This window comes from Psychrobacter sp. A3, from assembly GCF_028823565.1.
GTDB lineage: Bacteria > Pseudomonadota > Gammaproteobacteria > Pseudomonadales > Moraxellaceae > Psychrobacter > Psychrobacter celer.
Genome location: NZ_JAPEHS010000001.1, coordinates 69078 through 81644 on the forward strand (window position 1 = coordinate 69078; position 12567 = coordinate 81644).

The following is a 12567-nucleotide window of genomic DNA, read 5'->3' on the forward strand; positions in this document are numbered from 1 at the left end:
TTTATTGGTTTTGATGACGACTTTAAATAACCAAGCTGAGCAAACCCAGATAGATATTATATTTTTCATTGATAACGAGTGCTTCTATGTTACGAGCTAATAATCTGACCATCAATCGCCAAGGCAATACCTTACTCAATAATGTGGACTGTGAGATTGCCTCTAAGCAACTGGTGGCGCTAGTAGGGCATAACGGCTCAGGCAAATCGACGTTGATTAAAGCGTTGGCAGGTGAAATGGCAAGTAGCAGCGGGAGCGTGACCTTAGATGGACGCTCTATCAGCGATTACGGTAGTAAGGAGCTGGCGCAGCATATGGCTTATTTGCCGCAGCAACTGCCTGAAGCCGCTGGATTTACAGTACGTGAGCTGGTAATGCTCGGGCGTTATCCGCATCAAAAGTGGCTGCAAAAGCCCAATCAAAAGGATAAAGAGAAAGTAGCAGAGGCGTTAAGAGTTACCCAAACCGAAGCGTTCGCTGATCGTATTACCGCGACGCTTTCAGGGGGCGAGCGGGCAAGGGCGTGGCTAGCAATGTGCTTGGCACAAGATAGCCGCTACCTACTGCTCGATGAGCCATTAGCGGCGCTCGATATGCACTATCAGCTTGAGGTCATTGGGCTGATTCGGCGTCTAGTCGATGAGCAGGGTCTAAGCGTGGTGATTATCGTACACGATATTAATCTCGCAGCGCAGTATGCCGACCGTATTATTGCGCTCAAAAACAGCCATGTCTGTCACAAAGGTGATATTGCCAGCACCATGCAACCTGACATTCTGCGCAATATCTTTAATGTCGAGATGCAACTGCTTGACCATCCTATTACTGGGCAGCCGGTGGCAGTGGCTTAAGTCTTACACGTTTTGCCTTTTATCTATCGTACTTATTTCTTCTGACTCCTAATAAGATAGGCTGTTATGTTCTCTATTCTGCACGCTTCTCGATATACTAAACCTGCTAAATCTATCTTAAAGCCTTGTCCTCTACTAATAGCTCTAGCCGTCAGTACTATACTGAGCGCCTGTAATAATCAAGCAGCCGAGCAAGATACTGAAATAAAGGCGCAAACACAAACATCTTTAGCGCATTCTAACCCCAAAATAAATATCGTCTCGCCTGACTGGGGTAATGCTGCCACTTTAATAGCGATGGGTTATGCCCCTATTGCCACCGGTGATGTCAGAGTTTGGCATAAATGGGTTGGCACGCCTAAGCTGCCGCTTACTATTACTGATTTAGGTATTCGTTACCTGCCCAATGCCGAGCTGGTCGCACAGTTGCCCGTAGACCTAGTAGTGGATAATTTCTTCTATGAGCACGCGCGAAACCTGTATGGCGATGTGCCAGCTGAGTCTGTTATGTCTGCTGCGAAAGGTGATATCGCCGTTTGGGAGGATTATACCGAGCCGACACGTAAGCTTGGCGCGCTGATTGAAGAGCCGCAGCTGGCTGAGGATTATATCGTCAAGAGCCGCCAAGATATCGCGACTGCCAGCGAGCAATTACAACAGCGCTATCCTGATGTCGAAAAGTTTGCAGTGGTACAGTTTGCCGACGCCAATAACCTGCGCATGTATGTCGCCAATAGTCTATTTGAACCGGCGCTTAAGCAAATGGATAAAGAGCTTGTCGTGTTGGACGAAGGTAATCAATGGGGCTTTGTGCCACTACGTATGAGGGATTTGGCGCAGTTAGATGACGAGGTGTGCTTATTAATCGTTCATCCTTTGAGTCCGATAACGCGGGCTGAGATTGAGGATAGCTTAGTTTGGCAGCGTTTGGGCTACGGCAACACCCGCTGCATGGGCGAGCTACCGCCGGTGTGGATATATGGCGGGATGTCGTCACTGGTGAGCTTAGCGGATAATCTAGCAAACGTAACATTAAACGGCGGGGCTGCCTCATGAATAAGACGACGTCATGGCGGCTTTGGTTAGCACTTGCCCTTCTTATGGTTTTATCCTTATGGAGTAGTTGGACACTTATAGCGCGAGAGTGGACGCGGCCTATCGGCGATCTGTTTATGCCAAGCTTGCAGCTCGATATTACCAGTATGGCGACCCAGCTGCACCTTGTCGCTACCAGTATAGTAGCGCTCTTGGCAGGAGGACTGCTAGGGGTAGTCAGTATCCTACTTCAGCAACTGGTCAAAAACCCGTTAGCCTCTGATACCACCTTAGGCGTCGGGGTGGGGGCGCAATTGGCGATGCTGATTGTGACGCTATTTGTGCCCAGCCTTGCTATTTATGGCGGGGTTTACGTCGCCTTTGTCGGGGCGCTGATCAGTATGGGGCTAGTCTTTGCTTTAGCGGCGCCCAGCCGCTTTAATCCACTAATTTTGATATTAGCAGGCTTGGTCGTCAATATTTTACTGGCTGCTGTAGCAAATGTGCTGGTGTTGTTTTTTGCTGCGCGTAGTAATGGGATTTTATCGTGGGCGGCTGGGTTTTTGGCACAAAACAGCTGGCATACTAGCGTCGTATTGGCAATCACTGCCGCCGTGATGACGCTGGTGTGTCTGCCATTATTAAAGCCGCTAACCCTTATGAGCTTAGACGATGGTCAAGCCAAGCGCTTAGGTGTACCGATTAATGGTATTCGCGCGCTGGTGGTACTGGTTGTGGCAATAGTGACCGCCTTGGTAATCAGTGAAGTGGGGCTGATCAGCTTTATTGGCCTTGGTGCGGCAAGTCTTGTCAATGCACTGGGTATCTCGTCAATAGCTAAGCGTTTAATCGCCGCCTTTGGTCTAGGGGCGCTACTGTTATGGCTCACCAGTAATATTGCTTTGTTGCTTGAGCCGATACTCGATATGCAGATACCAGCGGGCGCGATGACGGGTATATTGGGCGCGCCCTTGATTATCTGGTTGATATTGCGCCAACGCCGTGAGCGTATAGAGACGGTGACGCCGATGCTCGCAGGCACGCGCAAACCAGTGGCGTATGGGCGCTGGGCAGCAGGCGTAGTTATTATTATCACGTTGGCATGTCTGTTTGTACAAGATATCAGCGGCTGGGGGCTGAGCACTGATTGGGCATTAACCGCGCAATACCGCCTTCCGCGTAGTCTAAGTGCGGCGGCGACGGGGCTAATGTTGGCTGTCGCAGGCGTCCTGTTGCAAACGCTAACGCGTAACCCAATGGCAAGTCCTGAAGTACTCGGGGTCAGCTCAGGAGCAGCGCTTGGCGTTATCTTAGGATTTTTACTCTTGCCTATGCTAGGAGTAGCGGCAGGCTCAGGTACGTTACTGCTTTCAGGCTTATCAGGGGCGATAGCGGTGCTGCTTTTAGTGATTTGGCTGGCACGCAAGGTCAGCTCAGGCTATCTATTGCTCGTCGGTATCGGTATTGCGGCAATGATGGATGGGGTCATGCACTTAGTTAAGCTCTCCGGTGACCCGCGCCTGGAGGCGATGCTCAGCTGGCTATCAGGCACGACTTATAGTGCCCAGCCGAGTACCGTTTGGTATCTGATGGCTATTGCGCTTATTTTATTTGCCTTAAGTTTACTGATTATCAAGCCGTTACGTGTATTAGGTCTTGGCACAGGCGTTGCGCGTAATTTAGGTGTGGCAGTGACACCTGTGACTCTGGCGCTACTCATACTGGTGGCAGCACTAAGTACCGCCAGCACTTTAGCCGTCGGGCCATTAAGTTTTATCGGCCTGATGGTGCCGCATTTAGCCACCTCGCTTGGCGCGGTAAAGCTTGAGCGCCAATTACCGCTAGCGGCTTTGTTAGGGGCAGGAGTCATGGTCATAGCTGATTGGATTGGTCGCTATGTCATCTTCCCTTATGAATTGCCAGCGGGCACGGTAGCAGCCATTATCGGCGGCGCGTATTTCTTATGGCTGATTCGTAAAGTGCCTGCTAGTCACTATTAAGCAATGAATAACTCTGTACTTTTATAGTTAACCATTATGTTTAAGTCGTCTTTAGGAGCTATTTTTTGTCTTACTCCTCTGCAAAATCTCTATCTATGCATGCCAATGACGCCTCTAAGCTCACCTTGGGGCAATTGTTATGGCGTCAACAGCGTAAAGCCTTATTGACTGTAGTCGTCCTCAACCTGTTGACAGCCGCTGTTGGCATTGGCGTGATTGCTTTTATCAATAGATACTTCTTAGCCGCTAATCCTGATACAAGCGCTTTATTGGCCGGAGCGGCAGGCATTAATGACCGCGTTTGGATGTATACGTCCGCTTTTTTTGCTTTGATTATTTTGCAATTACTGACGACCTTTGTCTCTCAGTTCGCTTTGACCAAACTGGGTCATCGCTTTGTGTATGATTTACGTCGTCAGCTGCTTAAGCGTATTTTAGATACCGATCATGCTCAGCTTGAGAAAGTAGGTAGCGCTAAATTGCTCGCCAGTTTGTCGGATGATATCTTGAACATTACTAGCGCGTTTGTGCGTTTGCCGCAACTGGTACAAGGCACAGTATTAACGCTAGCGGCTATTGTCTATTTATCCTGGATGTCCATTCCGTTGACCATCGTTATGCTGCTATGGCTGACGTTTGTTATCGTAATCGGCATGCTATTGGTTAATAGGGTCTATGCAAACTTGTTACAGATTCGTGGTTTGCAAGATAGTCTATACCAAGATTATGAAACGGCTATATTTGGGCATAAAGAGCTCATGCTCAATCGTCATCGTAGCCGTCAGTTTTATGAGACAAAGTTCGATCGCCATGCTGATGACTATCGGCAAAAAATTGTTTTATCCGATACTTACCATCTATCGGCATTAAATTGGTCAAACATTATGATGTTTGCCGCGATAGGTATTTTATTTATATTAGCGACTGCCTTTAACTGGGCCAATCAAGCTACCGTCACTTCATTTGCGCTAACCTTATTATTTATTCAATCACCTCTGCTAGCCGCCGTTGGCGCTTATCCGACGTTACAGACGGCCAGTGTCGCACTTAACAAAATCGTCTCCTTAAACTTAGCAGTATATCGAGCCGACTTTGCTACCAGCGATATCGATAAACTATCAAATTGGCAGCGTATTGAGTTAAGAGAGGTTGGTTATCACTATCCTACTGCTGAACCTACTACAGTAGATACAGCAGGGGCTAGTCCTATTGTCAGCAGTAACATAAATGAGGTGGCAATAGTGCTTGGCGCTGATAAGTCTGATCATGTCGCACAAGGATTTGGTCTTTATGATATTAACTTGACTTTAAACCGAGGCGAGGTGGTGTTTTTGATTGGTGCTAATGGTAGTGGTAAATCGACTTTAGCCAAACTGTTAGTCGGACTATATAAACCTGATGTTGGTCAAGTCTTGCTTGATGGACAAGTACTGACAGCGACCGATTACACGGACTATCAGCAGCACTTTGCCGCCATCTTTGGGGATGGCTATTTATTTGACTGGCTACAAGGGCAAGGCGATAGCCTGCCAGATGAAGCTATAGTTGCTGATTGGTTGGCGCGACTACAGCTGTCCGATAAGCTCTCGATAGCAGAAGGTACATTATCGAATACTAACTTGTCACAAGGGCAGCGCAAAAGACTAGCGTTGTTACTCGTCATCGCAGAGAGTAAGCCAATATTTTTGCTTGATGAATGGGCGGCAGATCAAGATCCGGTCTACCGCCAGACTTTTTATGAGCAAATCATCCCAAACCTCAAACAGATGGGCAAAACCTTATTCATTATTAGCCATGATGATCGCTATTTTAAGCATGCTGATCGTTTACTACAAATGCATAATGGCAAGCTTGTTGAACTCGACAGTAATGAGCGTCTGCACGCCAGCCAAGATGCAGTAGCGCATTTACATTCGTTATAGTTTAGCCGCAGTGAAGAAACGAGCCAAGAGAGAATTAACTTCAAATATACAAAGATGTAAATAACTATAGAAATGCAAATAGTTATCATTTACAATGTTATTAACAAAACTACTATGTTCTGTATCATAGCTTAAATAAAGATCATTCCACTATCATTTGATGAAGTGAACTTCAATGAAAAATCATTCTCCTCTTGCGTTATCCTTGCTAACGTTTTGTATCAGTCAACAACTCTACGCTGCACAGGCTGATGTTAACGCTTCAATACCAAATACTTTAGCCACAGAGTCTGTAAGCGCTACCGTTGTTAATGAGCCAAGCGTCACTTTAGATGCTATTACAGTTAGTGCCAATGCCAAAACAGGCACAGCGCTGGCACAGAAAATTAGTGAAATGCCTGCTGTCACACAAGTGATTCGTGAGGCGGACATTCAGGCGCAGGCGACAGGCAATCGCACGGTTGGGGACATCTTAGCCCAGCTCGTGCCCAGCCTTGGCGTGAGTAGCGGCTCGGTCAGTAACTACGGCACGACCATGCACGGGCGTCCTGTACAGTATTTGCTCAACGGCGTGCCATTATCTGGCTCGCGCAGTCTGTCACGCGAGCTGAACAGCATCGACCCTGAGCAAATTGAGCGCGTCGAAGTGCTCTCAGGCGCGACCAGTATCTATGGCGCGGGGGCAGCAGGCGGTCTGATTAATATCGTGACCAAATCAACGGTAGGTTATGGCTTGACAAGACAGACGCGCCTTGGCATCAACAGCAGCCGCGAGTTTAAATCCGACTCGCTCGGCTATCATGTGGGACAAAGCATCGGCTACGGCGGCGAGCGCGTGTATGGTAATGTCGATGTAGACTACGAGACCACAGGTGGCAAGTTTGACAGTCATGGCGACCGCATCAGCCCTGATGCCAACCAAACCGACAACCAAGACACCGATACTATCAGCGTCAACGCCAACCTTGGCTTTGATATTAGCGATACCAAAACCATGAATCTTGCGGCGACCTATTATGACAGCGAGCAAGATACCGACTACGGTGTCGACTATGGTGATAACTTGTCTGTACTGCTAAAAGGAACCACACCGTCACTACGTGCTATCGATGGCGCCGATATCGAAAACCAGCCCTACAATACCAAAAGCTCGGTCAACCTAAACTATAATGACAGTGACTTTTTGGGTTCTAACCTAAGTCTGACAGGCTATTACCGTGACGAAAAGGCACGCTTTTATCCGTCAGGAAAATCATTTACCAGTCAAGCCAAAGACGTTTGGGTAAATAATGGTTTAACCGATGCAGACACCTTAGGAAAGCTATTGGGCGCATCGGTCGTAGTTACGCAGTCTGAAGCGGATATTGAGGTGATGGGACTGCGCGCCGCTATGCAGACTGAAACCGATGTCATGGGTAAAAATACCTTGTTCAGCTATGGCGTGGACTTTGAACGTGAAGAGAGTGAGCAGACCTATTATGGCCAAGACCTGACTACCTTCCTTGCAAGTAATGGCTTGACTTCAACAAGTAATGGTCTGAGCTATAACGGCGGACCAAAAACCACTATCGATAAATGGGGCGCGTTCGTCAATGCCGATGTGGATATGACCGACAAGTGGCATACCAGCGCTGGCGTGCGCTATCAAAACATCAAATCGGATACCGACCGTTTTGTGCCCATTTATGAGCAGCTATTGGCGGATTATTTTGCGACCAATGGCATCAGTGATATTGCTGATGCTTACGGTATTGATTACGAAGCAGGCGCGGTTGAGGCGGGTAGCAGTAAGCACGACAAAGTGCTGTTTAACCTTGGCAGCAGCTATCAGTTGACCGATGACGACCAAGTCTTTGCTAACTTCTCGCAAGGCTTTACCACGGCTGACGTGCAGCGCGCCTTACGTGACGTGCGTGCTGGATTTGTGGTCAACTCAGACAATATTCAGCCGATTTCTATCAATAACTATGAGCTGGGCTGGACAGGTAAGCGCGGTGATACCAGCGCAAAGGTTAGCGGTTTTTATAACGACTCAGACAAAACCGTACGCTTTACCAACGACTATACCGTCGAAGTTGTCGATACGGACGAACGTATTTACGGCGCTGAAGCCTCGCTCACGCATGATTTGAACAAAGACTGGCAGTTTGGCGGCAGCCTTGCCTATACCCGCGGGCAATACAAAAAAGACGGCGACTGGCTAGAGCTGGATGCCGTACGCCTGACGCCACTCAAAGGCACGGCATACGCGCAGTATAACTTTAGCGAAGGCAGTAACATTCGCTTGCAAGCGCTAGCAGTCGGCGGTAGCGACAAGGCTTATAAGGACCAACAGAACGACCCAGACGCGAGTGCGCAGCCATTGACAGGCTATGCGACCTTTGATGTGCTTGGGCAAGTCAAATTACCTGTCGGACGTATGGGCTACGGCGTGTATAACATCTTAAACAAAGACTATCAGACCGTGTATCATCAAACGACCTTTGGCGATTTAAACCGTCTGCCTGCTTCAGGGACAACTTACGGCTTGAGCTATACGATTGATTATTAACATGCTGACAAGCTCAGTATCTTGTAGTCACATACTACTACCTATCTAAAAGGTTAAAAGTATAGATTTGCTGTAACACAATAGCAAAAAGACGTCTAATGTTAAAAAAGCCCTTTAAACTATGTTTAAAGGGCTTTTGCTTCATTTGGATAGATGACCTAAAGTCATCATAGCAGGATTAAAACCTGTGGGTATAGCCAACCGTGTATGTACGTCCTAAACCTTTATAATCAAAAGCAGAGGCGGGTGCCGCTTGACCATAAAACACTTGCGCTTGTTGTCCCCAGATAGTGGTATATTCTTTATCCAGTAAGTTTTGCACGCCGATACTAAAGTCCCCTGAAGGTAAATAATAGGTATAGTCCAGATCAACGGTCGTATAACCATCAAGCTCTTGGGTGCTGTCGGTACTGGCATTGTAGCCTGAGACATTGCGCATCATGTTGGCTTGTAGTTTTACGGACTGCATCTCATCCTCCCAGCGAGTCCATAACGAATATTTGCTAGGGCTGGTATCGGTGACGACGGTATCTTTATAATCGCCATCGACCTCAGTTTCGCTCTCGATCCAATGCCCCAGTCCGCCTACACTGACGTTATCATTGATAAAATAATCGCCTTTTAGCTCAACCCCATACACGCGCTTTTTATTATCGCTTTGCGTGATTAACAGCGTTTGACGGTCGTAATCGATACTACCATCAGACACACTATAATAGCCCGTTAATTGACCTGCAAAATTGGTGGTATTAAACGAAGTACCTAGCTCATAACTGTCCGTTTTGATGCCGTCAAGCTTAGTACCTGAGACATTAGAGCCATTGACTAGCTCATAGTAGTTATCAGCATTTTTAACATACTGACCTTGACCATAAAACTTAGCAGGATCAGGTAGCTCAAATCCTTGCGAGAAGTTGGCGAAATAGCGACGGTTACTCGTCGGCTTATAGTTTAGTCCGACATTAAATAAGCTAATATTGTAGTCGTTACTGCCGCCCGGTATTGCATCACCGCCAGCGGCCAGACCCAAAGCAGTCTCAGTCTGCACGCTATCAGCGACAAAATCATCGATTTCATTATCTAAACGCTGATAGCGATAGCCTGCCGTAGCAGTAAGCGTATCGGAAAAGTCATAATCACCTTGTAAAAATCCGGCGATAGAATCGACTTTAGTTCCTGGGTAGCGTCCGACGATTGCAAACTCCTCATTGACTAGGCCACCTGTCGCTACGCTGGTACGCGGGTCAAAGATCATCTTATTACTGTCAAGATCATCTCGATAGCCGTCGATACCGTAAGTCAGTTTTAGCTTATCTGTCCAGTCTTTCGATAACGCCAAACGAGCTGAGGTTACATCAGTAGATTGCTCAGAGGCGGCAAAGTATCTACCGTAATAAAACGGGATAAAACTAAGCTCTTCTGTGCGGTGGGAGAGCTGCGCGTAGACATCATGACCGAATAGATCTTGGTGATGATAATTAGCATTGTACTGCTGACGCTTAGTTTCGGCTTGCCGATCGCTCTTAAAACCATCGCTGATAGTAATATCTAGAGGAGCACCTTGCAGAGCCTCAGCCAAATTGAACTTAAGGCCATTATCTGTATCTTGTTCGCTATTATAATACTGCGCTGATACATCTAGCGTTTGGTTATTATCAATTTGCCATTGGGTACTGGCGAGCACATCAACGGTTTCGTTATCTTGCAAAGAGCCTTGAGTAATATCAGGAACGATCAGCCGGCCTTTACCATCAAAAAAGGAGCCTGTTTGTTCATAAGTTATTGCTAGATTACCTGTTAGCTCCTCTGTACCGCCGCCGATAGAAACATGGCCTTTATAAGAGATATCGTCTTCGTCCTGAAAGCCTGAGGTCGCCTGAATCGCTGTATTGATTTGCGGTGCACCGGCTTGCCCTTTTTTGGTTTTAATATTAATAATAGCGCCGCCGCCATAAACCGCTGATGCGCCAGAGAGCACTTCAATACTGGCGATGTTTTCCATACTAATAGAATCAAGATATCGGCTGATGGCCCGTGACGAATTGAGCGATACGCCATCAATCATCACTTGCATATCGCGCCCACGTAGGTTTTGCCCCGCGTTCGTACGGCCACCGCTACCAAAGTCTAAAGCGGGCACTTCTTGAGCAATAAAATCACCTAAACGCTTACCGGTACGTGCCGCCTCATCCACTTGAGCCTCATCGATATACCACACTGTCGCTGGAATATCAGAGATAGCTGTTGGCGTTTGATTGGCGACGACCACAATAGGGTCTAAGGTCGTACTAGGCTCATCTGTTAGGGTCTGCTGCATACTAGTAGTATTTGGCGGCGTCACTGCTGCTACAGCTGGAGTGAGCTGAAGCATAGCGCCAGCAGCGGCGTATAGTGGCAGCTTTTTGGTACAAGAGACGACCAAGATAGCGCGGTTAAGTCTAGTAAAAGAAGGGTTGCAGCTAGATGGGGCAGCAGAGTTATCAGATAAAAACATAGAATGTCCAATATAAATGATGGAATTTATAAAAGATAATGGTTATCGTTAATAATACCTTTATCATTCTACGCAGTCTACAGAATTCTTAATTATGAAGTTAAGTTGAGGCGGGTTTATCGTAAGTATTTGAGTTGTTCTTATGTCATAACGTTCAAACTTATTTATGACTGAACCTACCTAAAAAACATGAAGGGAGTAATGCAAGTGAGCAGCACTGCTAATACCTTTGACAACAGTAATTGCGTTATCATCTATTCCGATTGGGTCTGTTCTTTTTGCTTGCTGGTAGAGCAGGTACTATCTGAGACAGTCTTTTCAGAGCACAATCCAAGAAAATTACATTTCTATCAAAAAAGCGAAAGAGGGCTCCACCCGACATTAGGGTGGAGGTGAATTTCGCAGCACTGGCTAACCTCGTTGGTTCTGTATAGATGACGCGACATACCATGGGGAAGACTAAGTATAGTCCATACTCTGAGTAGTCAAAATATAGCTGTTGTTACGCACTGTCAGAAAACCCAGACAACTAGGGCGTGTCCTCATTTTAAAAATGATGACAAAAATTAGATAAATCGCCGTCAAACAAGGAAGATAGCGCAAATAATATCGAGATATTAGTCAGCTATTTGACACCGTTTGACCAGATTTAGCCATTTTTAACCCATTTAGATTACTATCGATTGAATTGAGGACACGCCCTAATATAGGAAATGGAGTCAAAGATATTGGTAACGGCTTAGTTCAAAATAAGACTGTGTATGTCACTGTGCCTAGCGCTGACTTTAAACCAGATACCTATACAGATACTGTAACTATTCACGTGAATTACTGAAGTTCTGATAACAATTAATGATAGATATTTTTAGAGCTCTCACTCATTCAAATAAAGCTCAGCCATGCTATCCAGCTCAGTTTTGACCGCTTTCCAATGCGGCATAACTTGCGACAGCAGTCGCCAAAACCGCTCACTGTGGTTGTGCTCTTTGATATGACACAGCTCATGCAGTATCACGTAGTCGATACATTCTTTAGGGGCTTTCACCAAGTGTGGATTGAGGACTAAGTTGCCTTGAGCCGAGCAGCTACCCCATTGTTTTTTCATCGATAGTATCTTAAACGTGGGTGAGCTATGCACCCAATCAGCTTGCGGCAAGACAGCGGCAAGGCGCTCTGCAAATACTATTCTAGCTTTAGTTTGATACCAAGCATCTAACAGTGCCTTAACTTTAGCTGCTCTATCACGACTATCGTGAGTTAAGCTCACGGTTAGCTTGCCACGAATCAGTTTTACATTAGTAGCTTGCTCAGGGTCGACAAGTACTTTGAGCACGTATCTGCGACCCAAATAAAACTGAGGCTCACCACTGACATAGCGTTTTGGCAGCACGTCAGTTTTTTGCTTGGCAAAGTCTTGCAGATGCTGCCATATCCAGCGAACACGTTTTTTCACTGACTGATAAATAAATTCATCTGTCACCTGCATCGGTACGCTGACCACCACCCGCTGATCCGGATACACCTTAATACGTAGCTTACGAGCTTTGTCTTTCCGTATCACATCATAGCTGATTTTGTCTTGACCGTAGTAGAGGTGATGCTGCGTATCATTAGATCTAGTAAGCGTACTATTGCTAGGCGCGCTATGGTTAGACACACGAGTAGCAGCCACGCCATTATTGCTCACTGTCTTATGCTTGGGTCGGTTTGCCAT

The 12567-nt window shown here is 46.7% G+C and carries 7 protein-coding genes; 5 read left to right on the plus strand and 2 right to left on the minus strand.

Going from position 1 to position 12567, the window contains the following annotated elements:
- Positions 1-86: 86 nt before the first annotated feature.
- From NK638_RS00415 to NK638_RS00435, 5 genes are all read left to right on the plus strand, one after another.
- Positions 87-851 (plus strand): ABC transporter ATP-binding protein, encoded by a 765-nt coding sequence (locus NK638_RS00415; RefSeq protein WP_274631478.1) that lies wholly within the window; start codon positions 87-89, stop codon positions 849-851.
- Positions 852-917: 66 nt separating this feature from the next.
- A complete protein-coding gene (locus tag NK638_RS00420; RefSeq protein WP_274631479.1) occupies positions 918-1907 on the plus strand; it encodes an ABC transporter substrate-binding protein in 990 nt (329 codons plus the stop codon).
- On the plus strand, positions 1904-3886 hold the full coding sequence (fhuB, locus tag NK638_RS00425; protein ID WP_274631480.1) for a Fe(3+)-hydroxamate ABC transporter permease FhuB: 1983 nt from the start codon (positions 1904-1906) through the stop codon (positions 3884-3886). The genes NK638_RS00420 and fhuB overlap by 4 nt, the downstream gene beginning before the upstream one ends.
- Positions 3887-3951: 65 nt before the next feature.
- A complete protein-coding gene (locus NK638_RS00430) occupies positions 3952-5808 on the plus strand; it encodes an ATP-binding cassette domain-containing protein (RefSeq protein WP_274631481.1) in 1857 nt (618 codons plus the stop codon).
- A 175-nt stretch (positions 5809-5983) separates the two neighbouring features.
- Positions 5984-8359 (plus strand): TonB-dependent receptor, encoded by a 2376-nt coding sequence (locus tag NK638_RS00435; protein ID WP_274631482.1) that lies wholly within the window; start codon positions 5984-5986, stop codon positions 8357-8359.
- Between the two features lie 178 nt (positions 8360-8537).
- Here the strand turns inward: NK638_RS00435 and NK638_RS00440 are convergent, their stop codons facing one another.
- The gene (locus NK638_RS00440) at positions 8538-10853 is read right to left on the minus strand and encodes a TonB-dependent receptor (RefSeq protein WP_274631483.1); all 2316 of its coding nucleotides are present in this window, start codon (positions 10851-10853) and stop codon (positions 8538-8540) included.
- A gap of 874 nt (positions 10854-11727) precedes the next feature.
- On the minus strand, positions 11728-12567 hold the full coding sequence (locus NK638_RS00445; RefSeq protein ID WP_274631484.1) for a M48 family metallopeptidase: 840 nt from the start codon (positions 12565-12567) through the stop codon (positions 11728-11730).